The organism is Mycobacterium sp. WUMAC-067 (genome assembly GCF_020217485.1).
Lineage (GTDB): Bacteria > Actinomycetota > Actinomycetes > Mycobacteriales > Mycobacteriaceae > Mycobacterium.
The window spans coordinates 98,703-121,700 of record NZ_JAEKMI010000011.1 but is presented as its reverse complement, the minus strand read 5'-3'; the positions used below and the strand labels follow the sequence as shown (position 1 = coordinate 121,700).

Sequence of the window (22,998 nt, the reverse complement as noted above, 5' to 3'; positions counted from 1 at the left end):
GCGATTTTTCCGCCCTGGTTTCACGCTCGGCGCGCAGGCTTCACACTCGGCGCTCTAGGGTGAACGCGTGGCGCTTCCGACTCCCTCACCCACCAGCACCGCCGTCGTGACCGGCGCCTCGTCGGGCATCGGCGCCGACATCGCGCGCGAGCTGGCCGACCGCGGCCACGGCGTGACGCTCGTCGCCCGCCGCGAGGAGCGGCTGCGGACCTTGGCCGACGAACTCGCCGGCCGCGTCCGCGTCGAGGTGATCGCCTGCGACGTCGCGGACGCCACCGCCCGCGCCGGCCTGTTCGACGAGGTCGCGCGCCGCGGGCTCACCGTCGACATCCTGGTCAACAATGCCGGCATCGGCACCATGGGCTCGGTGACGAAAATTCCCGTCGCCGACGAGATCGCGCAGGTGCGGGTCAATGTCGAGGCCGTCATCGACCTGACGACGCGGGCGGTCCAGCAGATGGTGCCGCGCGGCCGCGGCGCGATCCTCAACGTCGGCTCCACCGCGGGCTACCAACCCTTCCCGGGACAGGTCGGGTACGCGGCCACCAAGGCGTTCGTCAACAACTACACCCAGGGGCTGCGCGGCGAACTCGCCGGCACCGGCGTCACCGTCGCGGTGCTGTGCCCTGGGCCGGTGCGCACCGAATTCGTGAAGAGCGCCGGCATGGACGAGCGGGACTTCGCGGACGCGTTCCCGAAGTTCATGTGGAAGCCCTCGCGTGAGGTGGCCCGCGCCGGAATCGACGCGCTGGACCACGACCGCGGAACCGTGATCCCCGGGCTGCCGAGCCAGATCAGCACCCGCCTGTTTCAGTTCATGCCGCGGCGGATGTTGTTGCCGCTCTTGAAGAACCAGCATCCGAGCCTGCGCAGGGACCGCTCAGTCGGCTAGCGGCCAGCGCCGCATCCAGCCCTCCACCGGAAGGGCGAGCGCATTGCACAGCGTGCAGATCGTGCGGTACCAGCCGACGGCCGTGAGCAATTCGATCCGCTGCTCGTCATCGAGAAAGCCGCCCAGCGCTTCCCACGTCTCCTCCGACCACGAGCCGGTGCGCTCGCACTCGTCGACCGCCGCGATCAGCGTCCGCTCGGCCGCGCCCCACCGCGGGTCATCGGGGCCTGCTAAGACCAGCGCGTCGCACTCGTCGTCGCTGACACCGGCGATCGGGCCCCAGAAGGCGGCCTGGCCGCCCCACTCGTAGGCGCAGCCCAGCAGCGCGCAGATGCGAAGGATGGCGATCGTCCGCGTCCGGGGCGGCAAAAGCGCTGCGGTGTAAAGGGATTCGCCAAGCTTGCGGAGGCGGGAGGCCAGCGCCGGATGGCGCTGCAGGCAACGCACCAACAGCAGCGGCTCGTAGGTGCGGTCCGGGTGGCCCCAGCTGTTGATGCCGGCGGCGTCCTCTTCGCTCCACGGCGGGGCGAGGGGTGCGATGCGGCTCACGGATGAGACTGTACGACGTCAGGCCGAGGGCAGCGAGAACACGACGCAGTCGTGCAGGCAGCCCTTGGCCGCATCGGGGGAGTCGGCGTCGCGGTGCAGCAGCGCGCGCGTGGGCGCGACCGTGAGCCGGACGGCGTCGCCGGCTCGGTTTTCACCGGACACCTCGGCCGCGCCGTCGACGATCAGCGAGTAGCCGCCGGGCTCGGCGGGGGGCCACAGCAGGGTGACGTCGCGGCGCCGGGCCAGGTTCTGCTGCGTGCGGCCGCCGATGAGACCGACCTCGAGGGTCTCCCCGCGCAACTCGGGTTCGACCGTCACGGTGTGCGAGCGGTAGTCGTCGTCGACCGTGATCAGGTACGCGTACGGGTAATCGGGGAGCGCGTCGGCCAGCGCCGCGAAATCGACCTTCTTCTTGCTACGCATGATGTTCCAGGATAGGCGCGAACCGGTGCGGTCCCGCGCTACTGCGGCGCCGGGGGCGTGAGGAACCCGGCGATGCGCGACGTGTAGCCGCGGGCGACGGCGCCGGACGTGGCCGGGCGCGTGACGGCGGTGCTGGTGTTGGAAAAGCCGAGGTTTTGCAGTACCTCGTTCCAGGGTGGCAGCTTGGCCACGGCGGCCGACGCGTCGGCGTGATACCCGAACATCGCCGCCACGTCCGAGGCCCACATCTGGTCGTAGGCCGCCTCGATGTCGGCGATCGCCGGGGTGTTCTGGCCCAGATGATTGTTGGCCGCCAACGCCGACACCAAGGCCCGGTTGGCCGCCACCACCGCGGGCTGCACCGTGGCCGCGAGCGCCACCTCGAACGCGGTCGCGATGGCCGAGGCCTGGTGGGACACCTCTTCCGCCTGCGCGGCCGCCGCGGAAAGCCAACTCACATACTGGCTGGCCACGGTCATCATGGCGGCCGATGAAGCGCCCTGCCATGACCCGCTGGCCAGATCTGACGTCACCGAAGAAAACGACGACGCCGACGACGCCAGCTCCTCGGCCAGCCCGTCCCACGCGGCCGCGGCAGCAAGCAGCGGCCCGGGACCAGGACCGGAGAAAATTAGTGCCGAGTTGACTTCCGGCGGCAACCACGCAAAATGCGGGTTCGTCACGGGACCCAACTTAGCTGGTATATGCCACTTTTGGTGGCGTTATTGCAAGGGCGCCGGACTGGGCTGACGGCCGCGCACCAACTTGCCCGGACGCGCCGCGGTGGGGACGCCGTGTTCAGCGATGATTTGCCCGGACACGATCGTGGCGACGTACCCGTCCGCGGTCTGGTCCAGGCGCCGCCCGCCGGCGGGCAGGTCGTAGCTGAGGACCGGCTTGTGCAGGCGCAGGGCGGTGTGGTCGATGACGTTGAGATCGGCCTTGTAGCCCACGGCGATACGGCCGCGATCACTCAGCCCGGCGACGCGCGCCGGCACCGAGGTGAGTTCGCGAATCGCCTCGGGCACCGTGAACCGCCCGGACTTGCGGTCCCGCGCCCAGTGCGTCAGGAAGTACGTCGAGTAGCTGGCGTCGCAGATCATGCCGTAGTGCGCGCCGCCGTCGCCGAGGCCCAGCACCACGTCGTCGCGGTGCAGCAACTCCCCGACGGTGTCCAGCGAGTTGCCCTGCAGGTTGCTGGTCGCGACCAGCAGCATGGCCCGGCCTTCGTCGTCGAGCAGCCGGTCGTAGGCCTCCTCCATCGGCTCCACCCCCTTGGCGCGGGCGCGGGCCCCGATGCTGGTCGACGGGTCGGGCTCGTAGTCGGGGTCCTCGCCGAGGGGGTAGATCCAGTCCCACATCTGGGCGACGTACAGGATCGGGTGACCCTGGCCGGGCTTGTCGGCCAGGATGCGGGCGCGGACCTCGGGCTTGCGCATCTGCGCGACCCGCTCGGCCAGCGGCAGGTGCGCGATCTCGCGATAGCTGGGGTAGAGCACGAACGGGTTCGCCGACAATTGCAGCCCGATGATCAACCCGATGGGACGCGGCAACAGCTGCGCGGTGATATCACCGCCGGCGGCGTTGGCCTTCTCGATCATGGTGATGGCGTCCGGCCACGTCGGGTCGCCGGAGTTGCCGACGACCAGGGTGAAGGTGAGCGGCAGACCGACGTCCTCGGCGACATCGAACACCGTCTGCAGCACGGGCTGGTAGCCGCCGGCCGGGATGTCGGGGACGAACTGCAGCAGGCCGCCGCCGCCGTCCACGACGCCGCGGGCGATCTCCTCGATCTCCTCGCGGGCGGCGTCGTAACTCGGTATGGGCGAACCGCTTTCGGTCTTGTGGATGGTCAACCGCGACGACGCGAAGCCCAGCGCGCCGGCCTCGATCGCCTCCTTGGCAAGCGCCCTCATCTTGGCCAGGTCGTCCTCGGTGGCCGGTTCGCGGTCGGCGCCGCGCTGCCCCATCACGTACACGCGCAACGGCGAGTGCGGCAGGTACGCGGCCACATCGATGTCGCGCCTGCCCGCGTCGAGCGCGTCCAGGTATTCGGGGAAGGTCTCCCACGTCCACGGCAGGCCGTCGGTCATCACCACGCCGGGGATGTCTTCGACACCGGCCATCACGTCGACGAGGACGTCGTGGTCGGCCTGGCGGCACGGGGCGAAGCCGACCCCGCAGTTGCCCATCACCACCGTCGTCACCCCGTGCGCGGACGACGGGGTGAGCCGCTCCGACCAGATGGACTGGCCGTCGTAGTGGGTGTGCAGGTCGACGAAGCCGGGCGTGACCAGCAGCCCGGTGGCGTCGATCTCCCGCTCGCCCGTGGCCCCGTTCAGGGAGCCGACCGCCTTGATGACGTTGTCGGCCACCGCCACGTCCCCCACGTACGGCTCGCCCCCCAGCCCGTCGACGATGGTGCCGTTGCGGATGATGAGGTCGTAAGTCATTCAAACAATCTACGACCGTGTCGGCGGGTCGTGCCAGGATCTTCCCCATGATCGACCACGTGGGCATCAACTGCGCCGACTACGCGAAATCGCAGCGGTTCTACGACGCGGTGCTGGGGACGCTGGGCTTCTCGCGGCAGCTGGATGTCGGCCCTGCCATCGGATACGGGCGCGCGGGAAAACCGACCTTCTGGATCTCGGGCGCTCTGGCCGGCCCCAATCGGGAGGTTCACCTCGCGTTCGAGGCCGCCGACGAGGACGCGGTGCGCGAGTTTTATCGGGTGGCGGTCGAGGTGGGCGCCGAGCCGCTGCACGCGCCGCGCCTGTGGCCCGAATACCACCCCGGCTATTTCGGCGCGTTCGTGCGCGACCCGGACGGCAACAACGTCGAGGCTGTCTTCCACGGGGCGCTCCCGTAGTGTCGCGAGTATGGCCAGCACCGACGATGCCGCCGTAATCCGAGTCCTCCTGCGCGACGCGTTCACCCGGTTGATCGAGCACGTCGACGAGATCACCGACGGGCTGACCGAGGAGGTGTCGTCTTATCGTCCGACCCCGGACGCCAACAGCATCGCCTGGCTGCTCTGGCACAGCGCGCGGGTGCAGGACATCCAGCTCGCCGACGTGGCTGGCGTCGAGCAGGTGTGGCTGCGCGACGGCTGGGTGGACCGGTTCGGACTCGACCTGCCGCGGAACGACATGGGCTACGGGCATTCGCCCGACGACGTGGCCAAGGTGAAGGCGCCCGCGGACCTGCTGTCCGGCTACTACCACGCGGTGCACGAGTTCACGTGCAACTACATCGCCGGCATGACCGCCGAGGAGTTGGCCCGCGTCGTGGACACCAACTGGGATCCGCCGGTGACGGCGAGCGCGCGCCTGGTGAGCATCATCGACGACTGCGCCCAGCATCTCGGGCAGGCCGCGTACGTGCGGGGGATTGCGTAGATTCGCAGGCGTGCGATTCGCGGCGAGCGTGCTGTTGTGGCTCATCACCACGCTCGCGCTGGCGGTGACGATCCCCGCGGCGTGGACCCAGCTGCATGTCGTCGACGCCGACGGCTACGCCGCGATGGCGCGCGGGGCGGCGGCCGATCCGGCCCTGCAGTCCGCCATGGCGGCCGAACTGACCACGCGGGCAATGGCTCTGGCCGCCGAGCGCGGCGGGGGCCGCTATCCCGTCGACGGTTCCGACGTGCACGATGCCACCAGCGCTTTCACCGCCGGGCCGGCGTTTCCGCCACTGTTCGCCCAGGCCAACCGCGCGGCGCACGGTTGGCTGTTCGGCGACCCGGGGGCCGGCGGGGACGGCAATCAATGGGCGGTCGACGTGGCCCTGATGCTCAGGGATGACTCGATCCGCCCGCTGCTGAACCAATACAACGTGACCGTTCCCGCGAAACTGACTGTCCCGCTGACGATTTCGGCGCCGCAAGCGATGCGCGAGGGGCGGCTGAGCGGACTGTCCACCTGGGGCCCGTGGGTGAGCGTGGGGGCGGCGGCGTTGTGTGGCGTGTGCGCGTTGCTCACGCTGGCCGCTGCGCGCCGCCGCGGCAAGGCGCTGAGCAGCTTGGGGGTTTCCGCCCTGCTCGTCGGCGCGGCCGGCTGGGCCGGCCTTGAGGTCGCCGGCCGCTACATCGACAAGGCGCTCAACCGCACCACCGGCGACATCCGGCGCGTCGCCGAGGTGATGGTCGGACACGCCGAAGCCGGTCTGCACCAATGGCTCAACGTCACGTTGCTGGCGGGCGCCGCCCTGGTGGGACTGGGCATGCTCGTCGCGATGCTGGGCAGCCTCTGGAAGAAATCCTGAGCCGCCCGGCTACCCGAACGTGAACGAGAAGACCTGCAGGCCCTTGCTGACCCGCATGTCCAGCTGGTCGCGGTGCGCGCCGTCGTCGGCGACGATCTGATGCAGGGTGGGTGCCCCGCCGATCGTCGTCGTGGTGGTCTTGCCATCACGCGTCACGGCGATGGTGCCGGTGCCGCCGACGACGGCGTAGACATTTTTCGCGGTGTAGTTCAGCCGGATGGCGCAGTCCTCGCCCTCGGCGGTGGCGCCCTGGTCGTCCAGGGCCCAGCGGCCGCGCAGGGCGAACTTGTCGTCGGCCAGGGTCGGCGGGAAGCTCAGCGTGACGGCGCCGGACTTGTAATCCCCGCTGCCACCGTAGTTTCCGGTCCTGTCGACGCCGAGGTAGGTCTCGGGCGTGAGCCGGGTTTGCGGGGTGGTGTCGGCCGAATTCGCCGGTGCGGGTAGCGGGGCGCCGGGGTGGGCGTCGACGAGCAGCTGCCGGATCAGTCTTTCGGTGCCGTCGTAGTCGCCCTCGCCGAATTTGGTATGCCGCACTTGCCCGTCCGCGTCGATCAGGTATTCGGCCGGCCAGTACAGGTTCTGGTAGCTGTTCCACGTCGCGTAGTCGTTGTCCAGGGCGATGGGGTAGGGGATGTGCAGGTCGGCGGCGCCGCTGGCCACGTTCTGGGGAACCCGCTCGAACGCGTACTCGGGGGTGTGCACCCCGATGACGAGCAGTCCGCTGTCGCGATACCTGTTGTACCAATCGATTACGTGTGGGATCGCGCGCTGGCAGTTGATGCACGAGTAGGCCCAGAAGTCGATCAATACGACCTTGCCGCGCACCTCGGCGGGGCCCGGCGGTTTGCCGTCCGGGGTGTTGAGCCACCCGGTGACGCCGGTCAGGGCGGGCGCCGGCCCGCACTGCTGCAGCTCGGCGGAGCCGCTGGAGCAGTCACTCAGGGCGCCGTCGACGGTGGTGCTGGGCGGGCTCAGCTGCAGCCCGCTGCCGTGGTTCGGCCGCTGTGTGGGGGTGGGGTTCATGCTGCGCCCGATGTCGTTGGCTCCCAGCTTGTTCTGCATCGCCGTCGTGTAGTCGGGGACGACGCGCTGCAGCATCGCCGGCAGGTTGAACACCAGCGCCATGGCCAGCACGATCATCGCGATCCCGCCGGCGATCTGAATCACGCGCTGCCGTCGGCGGAACGCGGCGACGCGCTCGGCGACGCGACGCCCCGCCAGCGCGAAGGCCAACAGCGGCAAGGCATTTCCCAGGGCGAACGTCGCCGTCAACACCAGCGCGCCGGGCCCGATCGACGACGTTCCGCCCGCGACCACGATCGCCGCCAGCACCGGACCCGCGCACGGCACGTAGAGCGCGCCCAACGTCAGGCCAAGCCCGAAACCGTCTGCGTTGGCGCCGATTTGGCGCTGCGGGAGGTAGGCGAACGGCCGCTCGATCAGGTGTTGGACCGGCGGGAAAATCAGGCCCAGGCCGATCAGGGTCAACACCACCAGGGCGGCCCACCGAATCGCGTCCTGCGGCAGGTGCAGCGCCGTCAGTAGCGCGGAGCCGAGCAGCGTGGCCAGGCTGAAACTGCACACCAGCCCCGCGATCACCAGATACGGGCGGGCCACGGAACTCACGCGGCGGGCACCTGCTCGTCTGCTGGCTCCGCTACTGCCCGCACTCGACAGCAGAATCACCGGGAGCACCGGCAGGATGCACGGCGAGATGCCGGTGATCAGCCCGCCGAGAAACCCGATCAGGGCGATGGTCTGCACGCGCTACTTCCAAGGACGCGAAGGGCGCCGGACGGTGAGCATGGTTCCACCTTTACCCGTTTGCGCCGCCGGCGAGAGTGACGCCGCACAAATCACGCAACGTGCGTTATACAAATCACACAACGTGCGTTACGCTCGGCCGGTGGCGCAACTAACATTCCAGCGCGCCCGCACCGAGGAAAAGAAGCGCCAACGTGCGGAGGCCCTCGTGGAAGCCGCACGCTCGCTGGCGATGGAGACGGGCGTCGCGTCGGTCACCCTGACCGCGGTCGCCAGCCGCGCCGGGATTCACTATTCGGCGGTGCGCCGCTACTTCAGCTCGCACAAGGAAGTTCTGCTGCACCTGTCCGCCGAGGGCTGGGTGCGATGGTCGAATACCGTGTCGGACAAGCTGGCTCGGCCCGGCGCCTCCTCGCCGTCGCACATCGCCGGGACGCTGGCCGAGGCCCTGGCCGACGATCCGCTGTTCTGCGACCTGCTGGCCAACCTGCACCTGCACCTGGAACACGAGGTGGACGCGGAGCGGGTCATCGAGGTCAAGCGCATCAGCACCGCCGCCACGCGCTCGCTCGCCGATTCCATCGAGAGGGCGCTGCCCGAACTCGGGCGGTCGGGGTCGCTCGACATCCTGCTGGCCGCGTACTCGCTGGCGGCCACCCTGTGGCAGGTGGCGAACCCACCGGCCGATCTCACCGACGTCTACGCCGAGGAGCCGGAAGTGGCTCCGCCGGAGTGGAATCTGGACTTTGCGACCGCGCTGACGCGCCTGCTGACCGCCACGTGCATCGGGCTCATCGCGGAAGCCTCATGAACTCAGGAAGGGGGCCGGTAGCGCTGTGGCTTGGCGAACTGCAACCGGTGAACACGGGAAGGACTTGGAGCGCCCAGTGACGACGACTGAGTCAAGGACGGAGCCGCTCCAGCAGCAGGGCTCCGCCGGCGGGGAGGGCAAAGAGGTCGCTCCGCAGCGCGGCAGGAAACAGGGGCTCTTGGCGCGTTTCTGGCTGGTCCTCACGATCGCGGCTGTCGTCGCGCTGTCGGGATTCGTCGTATACCGATTGCACGGCATCTTCGGCGTTCACCGCGGTTCGTTCGGTGGTGGCACCTCGGGCGAGGTCCTCGACGAGTTCAACGCCAAGACGATCACGCTGCAGGTCTGGGGCCCACCGGGCAGCACGGCAACCATCAACTACCTCGACGAAAACTCCCATCCGCAGCAGGCCCTCAACGTGCCCTTGCCGTGGAGCAAAGTATTGAGTTCAACGAAACCCGGCATCCCGGCAAACCTGGTGGCGCAAGGAGACGGCAGTTGGATCGCCTGCCAGTTCGTGGTGAACAAGCACGACGGGAGCGGTGACGTCATCAAGACTCCGAACCGCTCAGATCCCAACCAAACCGTGAACGCCTTCGTCTATTGCCTGGACAAGTCCGCATGAGCGAGCCGGGCGAGGTTCCGCCGCGCGTCGATCAGCCGCTGATCCCGCCGTTCCTGCCGCGAATGATCCATCGGCTGGCCCTGCCGATCGTCCTGGTGTGGTTGGGCATCGTGTTCGTCACCAACACCGTGGCCCCGCAGCTGGAGGTGGTCGCCAAAACCCACTCGGTGTCGATGAGTCCGACTGACGCGGCATCCTTTCAGTCGATGATGCGCGTGGGATCGACGTTCAAAGAGTTCAACTCCGACAACTCCGCCATGATCTTGCTGGAGGGCGACAAGCCACTCGGGGCCGACGCGCACCGCTACTACGACGAGATCGTCAGGCGCATCGAGCAGGACAAGAAACACGTTCAGCACGTCCAGGATTTCTGGAGTGATCCGCTGACGGCGGCGGGTTCCCAGAGCCACGATCAAAAGGCCGCGTACGTCCAGGTTTACCTCGCCGGCAACATGGGCGGCGGGCTGGCGAACGAGTCCGCCGCGGCCCTCCGCAAGATCGTGGACTCGGTGCCCGCGCCGCCGGGAATCAAGGCATATGTCACCGGCGCGGGTCCGCTGTTCGCCGATCAGTCCCACGCGGGTGAGAAGGGCGTCGCGAAGGTCACGCTCGTCACCTTCCTGGTGATCATCCTGATGCTGCTGTTCGTGTACCGGTCGGTGAGCACCGTGCTGATCATGCTGGCCATGGTGTTCATCGAGCTGGCAGCGGCCCGCGGTGTCGTCGCGACGCTCGGTAACTACGGCGTCATGGGGCTGTCGACGTTCGCCAACAACATGCTGGTGCTGATGGCGATCGCCGCCGGGACGGATTACGCGATCTTCGTGGTCGGCCGCTATCACGAGGCCCGCGGTCTGGGCGAGACCCGCGAACAAGCGTTCTACACCATGTTCCACAGCACCGCGCATGTCGTGCTGGGATCGGGGCTGACCATCGCCGGCGCGATGTACTGCCTGAGCTTCACCCGGCTGCCGTACTTCCAGTCGCTGGGGGTGCCGTGCGCGGTCGGCATGCTGGTCGCGGTGCTCGCGGCGTTGACGCTGGCTCCGGCGATACTGACGGTGGCGTCGTTCTTCAAGCTCATGGACCCGAAGCGCAGCCTGCAGACCCGGGGCTGGCGTCGGATGGGCACCGCGGTCGTCCGCTGGCCCGCACCGGTACTCGCGGTGACCATCGCGGTCGCGTTGGTGGGTCTGCTCGCCCTGCCCGGTTACAAGACGGACTACGACAACCGCCACTTTTTGCCGGCGGACACCCCGGCCAATGTCGGTTATGCCGCCGCGGACCGGCACTTCGACCAGGCTCGGCTCAATCCGGAGCTGTTGATGATCGAGACCGATCACGACCTGCGTAACCCGGCCGACTTCATCGTCCTGGACAAGGTCGCCAAGGCGGTCTTCCACATCCCCGGTATCGGCAGGGTGCAGACCATCACCCGGCCGTTGGGCACGCCGCTCGACCACAGCACCCTCGGTTTCCAGATGGGCGCGCAGGCCGCGGGGCGGATCCAGACCCAGCACTACCAAGAGGAGCAGGCGAACAATCTGCTCAAGCAGGCGGACGAGCTGCACAAGACGATGGCGACGCTGCATGAGCAGATGCAGGTGACCCAGGATCTCAGCAACACGACACACGAGACCACCAAGCTCACCAAAGAAACCGTGGAGATCACCGAGAGGTTGCGCGACGACATCGCCAACTTCGACGACTTCCTCCGGCCGATCCGCAGCTACTTCTACTGGGAGAAGCACTGTTACGACATCCCGGCGTGCTGGGCACTCCGGTCGGTTTTCAACGCGCTCGACGGCATCGACCAGGTGGCCCAGAACATCGTGAACCTGAGCGCGAACCTCGACAAGCTGGACAAGATTCAGCCCAAGCTGGTGGCGCTGATACCGCCGCAGATCGAGAGCCAGCAGCGCAACCTCGACACCATCATGTCGAACTATGCGATCACCCAGGGTCTAAACGAACAGGCGAAAGCGCAGTCCGACAACGCCACCGCGCAGGGCGACGCCTTCGACAAAGCGAAGAACGACGACACGTTCTACCTTCCGCCGGAGGCGTTCAAGAGCCCGGATTTCGCGCGGGGTCTCAAACAGTTCATCTCGCCGAACGGGCACGCCGTCCGGCTGATCATCTCCCATGAAGGCGACCCGGCGACTCCGGAAGGCATCAACCACATCGAGCCGATCAAGCAGGCCGTGCACGAGGCGATCAAGGGCACGCCCTGGGAGGGCGCCAAGGTTTACCTCGGCGGCACCGCCGCGACGTACAAGGACATGCACGACGGCTCCGACATCGACCTGCTGATCGCCGGAATCGCCGCGGCCACTTTGATTTTCGTCATCATGCTGGTGATCACCCGAAGCGTCGTGGCGGCCGTCGTGATCGTCGGGACGGTGTTGCTGTCGCTGGGCGCCTCATTCGGACTCTCCGTGCTCTTATGGCAGTACATCCTGGGTATGAAATTGCACTGGATGGTGCTGGCGATGGCGGTCATCCTGCTGCTGGCGGTCGGCTCGGACTACAACCTGCTGCTGATATCGCGGTTCAAAGAGGAAATCCACGCCGGGCTCAAAACCGGGACGATCCGCGCGATGGCCGGTTCGGGCTCGGTGGTGACCTCCGCCGGCCTGGTGTTCGCCGCCACCATGGCCACGTTCATGTTCAGCCCGCTGCTGGTGATGGCCCAGGTGGGTACGACGATCGCGCTGGGTCTCCTGTTCGACACCTTGATCGTGCGGTCGTTCATGACACCGTCGCTGGCCACCCTGCTCGGGCGTTGGTTCTGGTGGCCGCAGCACGTGCGGCCACGGCCGGCCAGCACCATGCTGCGCCCGTACGGGCCGCGTCGTGCCGTGCGCGAGCTGATCCTCAACGACGTCGAGGAGCACCCGGCGGGCGGACTGGTACAGCCGCGCTGACGGGGCCGCCGGTTCACATTTCGCGAAAATGTAACTGCCGACGCCTTCCTCGTGGGAAACGCGTCGGCAGTTGCAGTCTCGCGGGCCGTCAGGCGGCCATGTGGATTACGACCAGTTCCACACCGACATGTCGCCGGGCGGGTATGTGTTGCAGATGTCGGTGGCCTTGGCGACCACGCCCTTGTTGTTCCAGAAGATCTTCATGTGGTTGGGCCAGGCCAGCCACAGCGGATCGGACTGTGGCGCATAGAAGTTCTCGGAGTAGTTCCGGCGGTCCGCCGGTGACAACGCGTAGAACCAGTGGGCCTTGTCGATGGCGGCCTGGTTCACGTTGGGGTGGTTGTTGAAGTCGATCATGTAGCGCTGGTAGTACACCGGGCTGGTGTCCCGGGTTGCCGCCAGGATCTGCTCGGCGTCGCACGTGGTGTTGATCATTCGGCGGGGGATCGGGAAATCCTCCGTGGAGTCGGCTACCGCGGTCGACGGGAAGATCGCAGCGGTAACACCCAGAGCAAGGAACGCGGCGCCTGCACGCAGGCCAGTACTCAGCCGAGACATAGCCGTTACGGTAGCACTTTTTGGCCCGACGCGGATATTTCCCAGCTCACTGCCAGCGGATCCCTAGCCTGGCTCAGTATCAGTCCCGATCAGGGACGATGACGTGCGAGGGGTCTGGCCGCAGCTCCGGCGGGGCCTGGCTGTAGTCCCCGAACGGGCCGTCGCGGCGCGCGACGGCGGCCCGCACGCCCTCAGTCTCGGCGGCCTTGATGAAGCCCAGGGCCTCGGGCGTATTGCGCATCAGGCCGTCGAGGATGCCGCCGAGCGTCTGGGTAGAGGCCAGGCCCATGTTCTCGTAGGCCTGGTTGACGATCAGCTTCTGCGCCTGCAGCTGCGACAAGGGGATCTGCGCCAGCTCGGCGGCGATCTCGGCCACCCGCGCTTCGAGGCGCTCGAAGGGCACCGCCTCGTTGATCAACTCGATCTCGGCGGCCTGCACGCCGGTCAGGGGCCGGCCGGTCAGCGAGTGCCACTTCACCTTGGCCAGGCTCAGCCGGTAGAGCCACATCCCGGTCAGGTACGCGCCCCACATCCTGCTGTAGGGGGTGCCGATCACGGCGTCCTCGCTGGCGATGACGAGATCGGCGCACAGCGCGTAGTCGCTGGCCCCGCCCACGCACCAGCCGTGCACCTGGGCGATCACCGGTTTGGACGCCCGCCAGATGGCCATGAACTTTTGCGTCGGTCCGGTCTCGCGGGAGCTGACCATCGCGAAGTCCTTGCCGGGGTCCCATTTCCCGTCGCTCATCATGGACTCGCCCCAGTGCTGGAATCCGCCGCCGAAGTCGTAGCCGCCGGAAAACGCCCGGCCCGCCCCGCGCAGCACGATGACCTTGACGGACGGGTCCCGCTCGGCCAGGCCGACGGCGGCCTCGATCTCGTCGGGCATGGGCGGCACGATCGTGTTCAGCTGCTCGGGCCGGTTCAGCGTGATGGTGGCGACCGGGCCGTCCGCCTTGTACAGGACTGTCTCGAAGTCGGGCATCGCTAGCCCTCCTCGGTGGGCGGGTCGGCCTCGCGGTTTTCCGGCGAGGAGGCGTAGATCCGCCCGCCGATCTTCAGGTACGGGGTGGTGAGGTAGGCCGAGAACGCGACGATGGCCGAGAAGATCGCCGCCACGACGACGCCGTTGGGCCACAGCTGACCGGTCCCGATCGCGAAGCAGACGATGCCGATGATCGCGGTCGCCCAGTAAAACCTCCGGCCGGCGCGGCGATGCTTTACGAAGCGGTACCGCGCCTGCGCCGCCGAGGCCAGGATGAAGATCAGTCCCGTCGCCAGCAGGGTGAGTTCGATGCGTTGGATCGCTGACACGTCGACGATCCTATGGCCGCGCGAGCATTTGCCACAGGAACGAGTAGGTCAGCGCCGACTTGAACGCGACCTGCTCGTTGTCGGCGGCGCCGGCGTGGCCGCCCTCGATGTTCTCGTAGTAGAACACCGGCTGGCCCGCCGCCTCGAGCGCCGCCGTCATCTTGCGGGCGTGGCCCGGGTGCACCCGGTCATCGCGGGTCGACGTGGTGATCAGCACCGGCGGGTACCGGCGCGTCGCCGAAATGTTTTGGTACGGCGAGTATTCGGCGATGAACTCCCAGTCGTCGGGATTGTCCGGGTCCCCGTATTCGGCCACCCACGAGGCGCCGGCGAGCAACAGGTGATAGCGCTTCATGTCCAGCAGCGGCACGCTGCACACCAGCGCGCCGAATTTCTCCGGGTACCGGGTCAGCATGATGCCCATCAGCAGGCCGCCGTTGCTGCCGCCCTGCGCCCCGAGCTGCTCGACCGTGGTGATGCCGCGGTCCACCAAATCGGTTGCCACGGCGGCGAAGTCCTCGGCAACCTTGTGCCGCCCCTCGCGTATCGCCTGGGTGTGCCAGCCGGGACCGTATTCGCCGCCGCCGCGGATGTTGGCCAGCACGTACGTGCCGCCGCGGGCCAGCCACAGCCTGCCGAGCACGCCGCTGTAACCGGGAGTGTTCGACGATTCGAATCCGCCGTAGCCGTAGAGCAGGGTGGGCGCCGGCGCATCGGACGCCGGGCCGCCGGGCCGCACCACGAAGTAGGGGATCGGCGTGCCGTCCTGCGACTTCACGAAATGCTGTGCCACGGAGATGTTTTCGGCGTCGAAGAACGCCGGGGCGGACTTGAGCGGCTCGAGGACCCCGTCGTCGGTGCCCCGCATCAGCCGGGACGGAGAGTCGAATCCGCTGGAATCCAGGAAGAACTCGTCGCCGGTGTCGTCGGCGGAGACGACGACGGTGTTGGTGGCGGCGGGAATCCCGGCCACCGGTTCGCGGCGCCAGCCCCCCCGTGACGATCGCAAGCGCGGCGGAGCCGGGCGCAGCGGGTCGTCACGCGATGGCGGCGTGGCGATCTCGACGCGGCTGGCTACGTCGAGGAGCGAGACGATCAACAGCCGGTCGCGGGTCCACGCGTAGTGGTTGAGCGCGGTGTGCTCGTCGGGTTCGAAGACGACTTGCAATTGCGCTGTGCCGGCGAGGAATTCCTCGTAGTCGGCGGCCAGCAGCGATCCGGCGCGATAGGTCGTGTCGCCGAAGAACCAGTCACTGCGCAACTCGACCAGCAGCCATTCGCGGTGCAGGCTGACGCTGGCGTCGGTGGGGGTGTCGATGCGGATGAGTTCCGGGCCGCGCAGCTCGTAGAGCTCTTCGTTCCAGAAGTCCAGGGCCCGGCCGATCAGGGTGCGTTCGAAACCGGGAATCCGGCTGGCGCTGGCCGCCACGTTCACGTCGGAACGGGCGCCCTCGAAGACGGTTTCGGCCTCGGCCAGGGGCGTGCCTCGGCGCCACCGCTTGACCACCCGCGGATAGCCGGACTCGGTGAGGCTGTCTGCGCCGAAGTCGGTGCCGACCAGGACGGTGTCGGGATCCTCCCAGCTGACCTGCGACTTGGCTTCCGGCAGGTCGAAGCCGTCTTTCACGAATTCCCTTGTCAGCATATCGAATTCGCGCACGATGGAGGCGTCCGAACCGCCGCGGGAGAGGCTGATCAGCGCCCGGGTGTACTCGGGGTAGATGACGGCGGCGCCGGCCCACACCCATTTCTCGCCGTCGGCCCGGCCCAGTTCGTCGACGTCGATCAGCACGTCCCACTCGGGGGCGTCGGTGCGGTAACTGTCCAGCGTGGTGCGCCGCCACAGCCCGCGGGGGTTGGCGGCGTCGCGCCAGAAGTTGTAGAGGTACTCGCCGCGGCGCACCACGTAGGGGATGCGGGCGTCGGTGTCGAGCACCTCGAGCGCCTCGGTGCGCATCCGCTCGAAATCGGTGTCGCGGAAGCGCGCGAGCGTCGGCTCGTTGCGCGCGCACACCCAATCCAGCGCGTCGTCACCGGTGACGTCCTCGAGCCAGAGGTAGGGGTCTTGGCCGTCTTGCGGGTCGGTGCGCGCTTGCGGCGTGATGGAAGCCATGGAAGCCATTGTGGCCGCGGCGGTACTGTGAGGTGTATTACACAGCCGAATGAGGAGTGAGAGCAGATGACTGTTTTCGCACGTCCAGGTTCTGCCGGGGCGTTGATGTCGTATGAGTCTCGCTACGAGAACTTCATCGGGGGGCAGTGGGTTCCGCCGGCGCGGGGGCGCTACTTCGAGAACCCGACACCGGTCACCGGCCAGACGTTCTGCGAGGTCGCCCGCTCGGATGAGGCCGACGTCGACAAGGCGCTCGACGCCGCCCACGCGGCCGCGCCGGCGTGGGGCAAGACGGCGCCGGCCGAGCGGGCCGCGATCCTGAACAAGATCGCCGACCGCATCGACGAACACACCGCCGCGCTGGCGATGGCCGAGGTCTGGGACAACGGCAAGCCGATCCGCGAGGCGCTGGCCGCCGACATTCCCTTGGCGGCCGACCACTTCCGGTATTTCGCCGCGGCGCTGCGCGCGCAGGAGGGCTCGCTGAGCCAGATCGACGACGACACCGTCGCCTACCACTTCCACGAGCCGCTCGGCGTGGTCGGGCAGATCATCCCGTGGAACTTCCCCATCCTGATGGGTGCCTGGAAACTGGCGCCCGCGCTGGCGGCGGGCAACGCGGTGGTGCTCAAACCCGCTGAGCAGACACCGGTTTCGGTGCTCTACCTGATGTCGCTGATCGGCGACCTGCTGCCGCCCGGGGTGATCAACGTCGTCAGCGGGTTCGGCGCCGAGGCCGGCAAGCCGCTGGCGTCGAGCAACCGGATCGCCAAGATCGCGTTCACCGGCGAGACCACCACCGGGCGACTGATCATGCAGTACGCGTCGCAGAACCTGATCCCGGTCACCCTGGAACTCGGGGGCAAGAGCCCCAACATCTTCTTCGCCGACGTGATGGTCAAGGCCGACGACTATCAGGACAAGGCGCTGGAGGGCTTCACGATGTTCGCCCTCAACCAGGGCGAGGTGTGCACCTGCCCGTCGCGCAGCCTGGTCCAGGCCGACATCTACGACGAATTCCTGGAGCTGGCCGCGATCCGCACCAAGGCGGTCCGGCAGGGCGACCCGCTGGACTCCGAGACCATGCTGGGATCGCAGGCGTCCAACGACCAGCTCGAAAAGGTGTTGTCCTACATCGAAATCGGCAAGGACGAGGGCGCCAAGGTGATCACCGGCGGCGAGCGCGCCGAGCTCGGCGGTGACCTGTCCGGCGGCTTCTACATGCAACCCACGATCCTGGGCGGCGATAACACGATGCGGGTCTTCCAGGAGGAGATCTTCGGGCCGGTGGTGGCGGTGACGTCGTTCTCCGATTACGACGACGCCATCTCGATCGCCAACGGCACCCTCTACGGCCTGGGCGCGGGGGTGTGGAGCCGCGACGGCAACACCGCCTACCGGGCCGGCCGCGACATCCAGGCCGGCCGGGTGTGGGTGAACTGCTACCACGTCTATCCCGCCCACGCGGCGTTCGGCGGCTACAAGCAGTCCGGCATCGGCCGGGAGAACCACAAGATGATGCTCGACCACTACCAGCAGACCAAGAACATGCTGGTGTCCTACTCCGAAAAGGCGCAAGGGTTCTTCTGACGCGCCGGCGACGATGCAGAGCGAAGCGATGAGGAGGAGCGGCGCCAAGGGTCTCGCGCCCGCCGGAGTGGCCATCACCGCCCCGGCCGCCGAGGTGCTCACGCGGCTGCAGGCGGCGCACGGGCCGGTGATGTTCCACCAGTCCGGCGGCTGCTGCGACGGGTCGTCGCCGATGTGTTATCCGCTCGGCGACTTCCTCGTCGGCGATCGCGACGTCCTGCTGGGCGTGCTCGACGTCGGGTCCGACGGGGTGCCGGTGTGGATTTCGGGCCCGCAATACGCCGCCCACTATCGCGACAAGCACACCCAGTTGGTGATCGACGTGGTGCCCGGTCGCGGTGGCGGGTTCAGTCTCGAGGCGCCCGACGGCGTCCGGTTCCTTTCCCGCGGTCGCGTTTTCACCGCAGCAGAACAGGCGTCCTTGGCCGGCGCGCCGGTCATCACGGGCGCGGGTTACGAGCGTGGTGAACGCCCCGCGACACGGGGTCCGGTGGTGGCCGACGCGGGCGCGCAGACATGCCCTGCGCCTCGGTAACCGCAGTACAGTCGAGAAAGTGATTCCCCTGCCCCGTCCCTGGTTACTGGCCGGCGCCATGCTGATCGGAAGCGCGGTCGGGGCACTGGCGTGCGTGGCGTACACCGTGGTAGTCCACGCCAGCGTCCGCCCGGACATCGCGATCGCGTCGGTGGTCGGCGTCCCCGGCGTCGTCGGGCTGACGATGATCCTGTTTTCCGGGCGCCGCTGGGTCACCGCACTGGGGGCGTTCATCCTGGCGGTGGCGCCGGGCTGGTTCGGTGTGCTCGTCGCGTTGCGGGTGACCGCCGGTGCCTGACGACAAGGACCCGGCGAGCCCCGGGACCGAGGCCTTCGTGCCGGACTTCTCCGACGATGACGACGAGGCCGAGGACACCGGCACGCAATCGTGGGTCCCCGACTTCGATTCCGACTCCGGCGAGGAGACCGAGGAGGCCGAGGACACCGGCGGGCGGCCCGCCGGAACCGAACCCGAGTCGGAGGAGCCCGAACCCGAGGTTCCCGCCGGGCCCGTCGGCCCGGTGCAGTCGGTGACCGTCCCGGGACGCTACCTCTACGTCAAGTGGTGGAAGTTGGCCCTGCTTCTCCTCGGTGTCTGGGCCCCCGCGGCCGTGGTCGGGCTGGGTCTGTTCTCGTGGTGGTACAACTCGGTCGACAAGACCCCGGCGCTGTTCGCGGTGCTGGTCTACGTGTCGCTGTGCGTGGTCGGCGCCGTGATGCTCGCGATGGTGCACGGTAGGCCACTGGTTTCGGCGCTGTCGGTGGCGGTGCTGTCCGGGCCGTTCGCCGCCGTGGCCGGCGCGGCGCCGTTGCACGGCTATTACTACTGCGAGCGAGTGGGCCACTGTCTCGTCGGCGTCATTCCCTATTGAGGCCTCGCCCGGGCGGCCACCAGGGGCCCTGGCCCACTAGGGTGGGCTCGTGACTTCTCACTATGACGTCGTCGTCCTCGGGGCCGGTCCAGGCGGATATGTCGCGGCCATTCGCGCCGCACAACTGGGGCTTTCCACCGCGGTTGTCGAGCCGAAGTACTGGGGTGGGGTCTGCCTCAACGTCGGCTGCATTCCGTCCAAGGCGCTGCTGCGCAATGCCGAGCTGGCGCACATCTTCACCAAAGAGGCCAAGACCTTTGGCATCAGCGGCGAGGCGACCTTCGACTACGGGGTCGCCTTCGACCGCAGCCGCAAAGTGGCCGAGGGCCGCGTCGCCGGCGTGCACTTCCTGATGAAAAAGAACAAGATCACCGAGATTCACGGCTACGGCCGGTTCACCGACGCCAACACCATGTCGGTCGAGCTCAACGACGGCGGCACCGAGACCGTCACGTTCGACAACGCCATCATCGCGACCGGCAGCAGCACCCGGCTGGTTCCGGGCACCTCGCTGTCGGCCAACGTGGTCACCTACGAAGAGCAGATCCTGTCCCGCGAGCTGCCGGAGTCGATTGTCATCGCCGGCGCCGGCGCCATCGGCATGGAGTTCGGCTACGTGCTGCGCAACTACGGCGTCGAGGTGACCATCGTGGAGTTCCTGCCGCGCGCGCTGCCCAACGAGGACGCCGAGGTGTCCAAGGAAATCGAGAAGCAGTTCAAGAAGCTGGGCGTCAAGATCCTCACCGGAACCAAGGTCGAGTCGATCTCCGACAACGGTGCCGAGGTGACGGTGGTCGTCAGCAAGGACGGCAACACCCAAGAGCTCAAGGCCGCAAAGGTGTTGCAGGCCATCGGGTTTGCGCCCAACGTCGAGGGCTTCGGCCTGGAGGCGGCCGGGGTCGCGCTGACCGACCGCAAGGCCATCGGCATCACCGACTACATGCGCACCAACATCGAGCACATCTACGCCATCGGCGACGTCACCGGCAAGCTGCAGCTGGCCCACGTGGCCGAGGCCCAGGGCGTGGTGGCGGCCGAAACCATCGCCGGCGCAGAGACTTTGGCGCTCGGCGACTACCGGATGATGCCGCGCGCGACGTTCTGCCAGCCCAACGTCGCCAGCTTCGGCCTCACCGAGGAGCAGGCCCGCGACGAAGGCTACGACGTGGTGGTGGCGAAGTTCCCGTTCACCGCGAACGCCAAGGCCCACGGTGTGGGCGACCCCAGCGGGTTCGTCAAGCTGATCGCCGACTCCAAATACGGTGAGCTGCTGGGCGGACACCTGGTGGGCCACGACGTCTCCGAGCTGCTGCCGGAGCTGACGCTGGCGCAGAAGTGGGATCTGACCGCCACCGAGCTGGCCCGCAACGTGCACACCCACCCGACCATGTCCGAGGCGCTGCAGGAATGCTTCCACGGCCTGACCGGACACATGATCAATTTCTGAGTCGCGCATGATTCGCACCGTCACGCCTCAGACGATCGCGGGCGCCCTCGGTGGCCTGGCGACCGGTTATGTCGTGTGGTTGCTGGGCATTTCGACCGGGGACAACGCGACGGCGGGCCAGTGGGGCCCGCTGGTGCTGCTCGCATCGGTGGTGCTGGGAATCGGCGCCGGCATCTGGGGCGTCTGGCAGCGCCGGCGCGGGAGGCGGGCCCGGGCCGCGTTCGCCTTCGCGCTGCCGGTGCTTCCCGTGGTCCTGACGCTGGCTATCCTCGCCGACGTCTACCTATAGCTCGCGCGGATTGTCCAACGGAATCTCGAGCGTGGCCATTGTCGCGGCGAGCCCGTCGTATTGGCTTGCCAGCAAGCAGAATTCGATGAGCTGCCGCCGATCCAGGTGGGTCGCCAGCTGGCGCCAGGTGGCGTCGGTGACGGCCCGGTCCTTGACGAACTCGTCCGTCGCCGCCAGCAGCGCCTGCTGACGCACGGTCAGGCGCCCCTCGACCGGGTCCAGCCGCTCGGGCCACGCGAAGATCGCGGCCTGCACGTCCGCGTCCAGCCCGGCCGCCCGCGCCATCCGGCGATGGTGCTGCAGTTCGTATTCGCACCCCCGCAGGTGCCCGACCCGCAGGATCACCAACTCGGTGTCGACGGTCGGGAGCTTGCCGCGCAGCAGCCGGCCCCCGTAGGCCAGCCACGTCCAGAACAGCAACTGGCGCTGGCCCAGGGTGGTGAACAGGTGCATCTCCGGGGCGCGCACGGTGCGCGCGCCCAGCTTCGCGATCACCCAGTTGATCGGTCCCAGTTGGCGGAATCGTCCCGGCGGGATGCGGCCCTCGGCGGGTGGGTGGCTCACGGTTGCGTCACCAGGTAAGGGGACACGGTGCTGCGATGCTCGTCGAGGTCGAGCGCGCGTCCGAGCGCCGGGAAGGCGCGCTGCGGGCAGTTGTCGCGTTCGCAGACCCGGCAGCCCGCGCCGATCGGTGTGGAGATTTCCCCCGACAAGTCGAGTCCTTCCGAGTAGACGAGCCGGTGCGCGTGGCGAAGCTCGCAGCCCAAGCCGATCGCGAAGGTCTTACCGGGCTGACCATACCGGGCCGCGCGGCGTTCCACGGTGCGGGCCACCCACATATAGTTGCGGCCGTCGGGCATCTGGGCGATCTGGACCAGGATCTTGCCCGGGTTGGCGAACGTCTCGTAGACGTTCCACAGCGGGCAGGTGCCGCCGCTGGAGGAGAAGTGAAAACCGGTGGCGGACTGGCGTTTTGACATGTTTCCGGCGCGGTCGACCCGGACGAACGAGAACGGCACCCCGCGCATTGACGGGCGCTGCATCGTCGAGAGCCGGTGCGCGATGGTCTCGTAGCTGATCGAGTAGAACGAGGACAACCGCTCGACGTCATAGCGGAAATTCTCTGCGACGTCGTGGAATTGGCGGTAGGGGAGCACGGCGGCCGCGGCGAAGTAGTTGGCCAGACCGAGCCGGGCCAGCGTGTGCGACTCGTCGCTGGTGAACTTGCCCTGCGCGACCAGGTCATCGATCAGATCACCGAACTCGAGATAGGCCAGTTCGGCGGCCATCTTGAACACCTGCTGCCCCAGCGAGAGGTGGTTGCTGATTTCCAGGGTCTTGGTGGCGGGGTCGTAGCGGTGCAGCACGGTGTCGCCGAGATCGATGCGCCGGTTGATGTGCACCCCGTGTACCTCGGTGAGCCGGCGGGTCAACTCCCGGGCCAGATCGCCGTGGTGCAACCGCATTTTGATGGTGAGGTCCTCGGCGGCGGTGTCCAGCTCGTGCAGGTAGTTCTGCCGTTGGTAGAAGTAGTCGCGCACTTCCTCGTGCGGCATGGTGATCGACCCGCTGCCGCTGCCGTCGGAGTACCGCTCCTCGGTGGCGGCCGCCAGCTGCGCCGTGGTGATCCGGTAGCGGCGGTGCAGGTTGACCACCGCCCGCGCCAACCCGGGATGAGCGCTGACCATCTCGGCGACCTCGGTCGGGTCGACGTCGATGTCCAGGTCCCGGTCCATGGTGACCTCGCGCAGCTCGGCGACCAGCCGGGTGTCGTCCTGCGACGAGAAGAACGTGGCGTCCACCCCGAACACCTCGCTGATGCGCAGCAGCACGGCCACCGTCAGCGGGCGAACGTCATGCTCGATCTGATTGAGGTAGCTGGGGGAAATCTCCAGCATCTGAGCCAGCGCGGCCTGGGAAAACCCGCGCTCGTTGCGCAGCTGGCGGACCCGCGAGCCGACGAACGTCTTGGACACTTCACCGAGGTTACCGGGCCTTGTGAAGACATGGTTCGCAGAGTTGG

Annotated in this window: 23 protein-coding genes and 1 pseudogene; 13 read left to right on the top strand and 11 right to left on the bottom strand. The window is 67.9% G+C overall.

The features are described from left to right. Window positions 1–67: 67 nt before the first annotated feature. Entirely contained in the window at window positions 68–892 is an 825-nt protein-coding gene (locus JF781_RS10410; RefSeq protein ID WP_225328397.1) for an SDR family oxidoreductase, read from the top strand. Here JF781_RS10410 and JF781_RS10405 read toward each other — a convergent pair. The 4 genes and pseudogenes from JF781_RS10405 to JF781_RS10390 all read right to left on the bottom strand — a co-directional run bounded on the left by JF781_RS10405 (window position 881) and on the right by JF781_RS10390 (window position 4,317). Further along, window positions 881–1,441, bottom strand: coding sequence for a carboxymuconolactone decarboxylase family protein (locus JF781_RS10405; RefSeq protein ID WP_225328396.1), 561 nt, complete (start codon window positions 1,439–1,441; stop codon window positions 881–883). The two genes, JF781_RS10410 and JF781_RS10405, sit on opposite strands and share 12 nt — an antisense overlap. Before the next feature lie 18 nt (window positions 1,442–1,459). Beyond that, window positions 1,460–1,864 (bottom strand): pyridoxamine 5'-phosphate oxidase family protein, encoded by a 405-nt coding sequence (locus tag JF781_RS10400; RefSeq protein ID WP_225328395.1) that lies wholly within the window; start codon window positions 1,862–1,864, stop codon window positions 1,460–1,462. Between the two features lie 146 nt (window positions 1,865–2,010). Beyond that, window positions 2,011–2,547, bottom strand: a pseudogene (locus JF781_RS10395) (PPE family protein); the annotation flags it as partial. Between the two features lie 39 nt (window positions 2,548–2,586). After that, complete coding sequence (locus tag JF781_RS10390; RefSeq protein ID WP_225328394.1) at window positions 2,587–4,317, bottom strand: amidohydrolase family protein; 1,731 nt, start codon at window positions 4,315–4,317, stop codon at window positions 2,587–2,589. Between the two features lie 47 nt (window positions 4,318–4,364). Here JF781_RS10390 and JF781_RS10385 point away from each other — a divergent pair, with 47 nt between their 5' ends. Genes JF781_RS10385 through JF781_RS10375 form a run of 3 tightly spaced genes read left to right on the top strand, consistent with a single transcriptional unit; the run spans window position 4,365 to window position 6,130 of the window. Further along, window positions 4,365–4,736, top strand: coding sequence for a VOC family protein (locus JF781_RS10385; protein WP_225328393.1), 372 nt, complete (start codon window positions 4,365–4,367; stop codon window positions 4,734–4,736). A 10-nt stretch (window positions 4,737–4,746) separates the two neighbouring features. Continuing rightward, window positions 4,747–5,265, top strand: coding sequence for a mycothiol transferase (locus tag JF781_RS10380; protein WP_225328392.1), 519 nt, complete (start codon window positions 4,747–4,749; stop codon window positions 5,263–5,265). Between the two features lie 10 nt (window positions 5,266–5,275). Beyond that, entirely contained in the window at window positions 5,276–6,130 is an 855-nt protein-coding gene (locus tag JF781_RS10375) for a hypothetical protein (RefSeq protein WP_225328391.1), read from the top strand. 9 nt (window positions 6,131–6,139) lie between these two features. On the opposite strand, the gene JF781_RS10370 is transcribed toward JF781_RS10375, so the two are convergent. After that, window positions 6,140–7,894 carry a cytochrome c biogenesis protein DipZ gene (locus JF781_RS10370; RefSeq protein WP_225328390.1) on the bottom strand — a complete coding sequence of 585 codons (1,755 nt, stop codon included), beginning with the start codon at window positions 7,892–7,894 and terminating at the stop codon, window positions 6,140–6,142. 124 nt (window positions 7,895–8,018) lie between these two features. Between JF781_RS10370 and JF781_RS10365 the strand changes: the two genes are divergently transcribed. The 3 genes from JF781_RS10365 to JF781_RS10355 all read left to right on the top strand — a co-directional run bounded on the left by JF781_RS10365 (window position 8,019) and on the right by JF781_RS10355 (window position 12,257). Then, window positions 8,019–8,705 carry a TetR/AcrR family transcriptional regulator gene (locus JF781_RS10365; RefSeq protein WP_225328389.1) on the top strand — a complete coding sequence of 229 codons (687 nt, stop codon included), beginning with the start codon at window positions 8,019–8,021 and terminating at the stop codon, window positions 8,703–8,705. A 76-nt stretch (window positions 8,706–8,781) separates the two neighbouring features. Beyond that, the gene (locus JF781_RS10360; protein WP_225328388.1) at window positions 8,782–9,330 is read left to right on the top strand and encodes an MmpS family transport accessory protein; all 549 of its coding nucleotides are present in this window, start codon (window positions 8,782–8,784) and stop codon (window positions 9,328–9,330) included. Next, window positions 9,327–12,257 (top strand): RND family transporter, encoded by a 2,931-nt coding sequence (locus tag JF781_RS10355; protein ID WP_225328387.1) that lies wholly within the window; start codon window positions 9,327–9,329, stop codon window positions 12,255–12,257. The genes JF781_RS10360 and JF781_RS10355 overlap by 4 nt, the downstream gene beginning before the upstream one ends. Window positions 12,258–12,362: 105 nt before the next feature. On the opposite strand, the gene JF781_RS10350 is transcribed toward JF781_RS10355, so the two are convergent. The 4 genes from JF781_RS10350 to JF781_RS10335 form a co-directional block, all read right to left on the bottom strand. Beyond that, window positions 12,363–12,815, bottom strand: coding sequence for a DUF5078 domain-containing protein (locus JF781_RS10350; protein ID WP_225328386.1), 453 nt, complete (start codon window positions 12,813–12,815; stop codon window positions 12,363–12,365). Between the two features lie 79 nt (window positions 12,816–12,894). Beyond that, window positions 12,895–13,800: a crotonase/enoyl-CoA hydratase family protein gene (locus JF781_RS10345; protein WP_225328385.1), complete on the bottom strand. Its 906-nt coding sequence runs from the start codon at window positions 13,798–13,800 to the stop codon at window positions 12,895–12,897. Between the two features lie 2 nt (window positions 13,801–13,802). After that, window positions 13,803–14,129: a hypothetical protein gene (locus JF781_RS10340; RefSeq protein ID WP_225328384.1), complete on the bottom strand. Its 327-nt coding sequence runs from the start codon at window positions 14,127–14,129 to the stop codon at window positions 13,803–13,805. Between the two features lie 10 nt (window positions 14,130–14,139). Continuing rightward, window positions 14,140–16,242 carry a prolyl oligopeptidase family protein gene (locus JF781_RS10335; protein ID WP_225328383.1) on the bottom strand — a complete coding sequence of 701 codons (2,103 nt, stop codon included), beginning with the start codon at window positions 16,240–16,242 and terminating at the stop codon, window positions 14,140–14,142. Window positions 16,243–16,308: 66 nt separating this feature from the next. Between JF781_RS10335 and JF781_RS10330 the strand changes: the two genes are divergently transcribed. From JF781_RS10330 to JF781_RS10305, 6 genes are read left to right on the top strand one after another with little or no spacing between them, the layout of a single operon-like run. Beyond that, window positions 16,309–17,832, top strand: a complete 1,524-nt coding sequence (locus JF781_RS10330; protein ID WP_225328382.1) for an aldehyde dehydrogenase family protein — start codon at window positions 16,309–16,311, stop codon at window positions 17,830–17,832. A gap of 28 nt (window positions 17,833–17,860) precedes the next feature. Next, the gene (locus JF781_RS10325; RefSeq protein ID WP_225328381.1) at window positions 17,861–18,367 is read left to right on the top strand and encodes a DUF779 domain-containing protein; all 507 of its coding nucleotides are present in this window, start codon (window positions 17,861–17,863) and stop codon (window positions 18,365–18,367) included. Between the two features lie 19 nt (window positions 18,368–18,386). Further along, on the top strand, window positions 18,387–18,665 hold the full coding sequence (locus tag JF781_RS10320; RefSeq protein WP_225328380.1) for a putative holin: 279 nt from the start codon (window positions 18,387–18,389) through the stop codon (window positions 18,663–18,665). After that, on the top strand, window positions 18,658–19,239 hold the full coding sequence (locus tag JF781_RS10315; RefSeq protein ID WP_225328379.1) for a hypothetical protein: 582 nt from the start codon (window positions 18,658–18,660) through the stop codon (window positions 19,237–19,239). The genes JF781_RS10320 and JF781_RS10315 overlap by 8 nt, the downstream gene beginning before the upstream one ends. A gap of 49 nt (window positions 19,240–19,288) precedes the next feature. After that, a complete protein-coding gene (lpdA, locus tag JF781_RS10310; RefSeq protein WP_225328378.1) occupies window positions 19,289–20,686 on the top strand; it encodes a dihydrolipoyl dehydrogenase in 1,398 nt (465 codons plus the stop codon). A 7-nt stretch (window positions 20,687–20,693) separates the two neighbouring features. Beyond that, the gene (locus JF781_RS10305; protein ID WP_225328377.1) at window positions 20,694–20,975 is read left to right on the top strand and encodes a hypothetical protein; all 282 of its coding nucleotides are present in this window, start codon (window positions 20,694–20,696) and stop codon (window positions 20,973–20,975) included. Here the strand turns inward: JF781_RS10305 and JF781_RS10300 are convergent. Together JF781_RS10300 and ramB are read right to left on the bottom strand one after the other, a co-directional pair. Further along, on the bottom strand, window positions 20,970–21,539 hold the full coding sequence (locus tag JF781_RS10300; RefSeq protein WP_225328376.1) for a carboxymuconolactone decarboxylase family protein: 570 nt from the start codon (window positions 21,537–21,539) through the stop codon (window positions 20,970–20,972). The two genes, JF781_RS10305 and JF781_RS10300, sit on opposite strands and share 6 nt — an antisense overlap. Continuing rightward, on the bottom strand, window positions 21,536–22,951 hold the full coding sequence (gene ramB / locus JF781_RS10295; protein ID WP_225328375.1) for an acetate metabolism transcriptional regulator RamB: 1,416 nt from the start codon (window positions 22,949–22,951) through the stop codon (window positions 21,536–21,538). The genes JF781_RS10300 and ramB overlap by 4 nt, the downstream gene beginning before the upstream one ends. Window positions 22,952–22,998 lie beyond the last annotated feature (47 nt).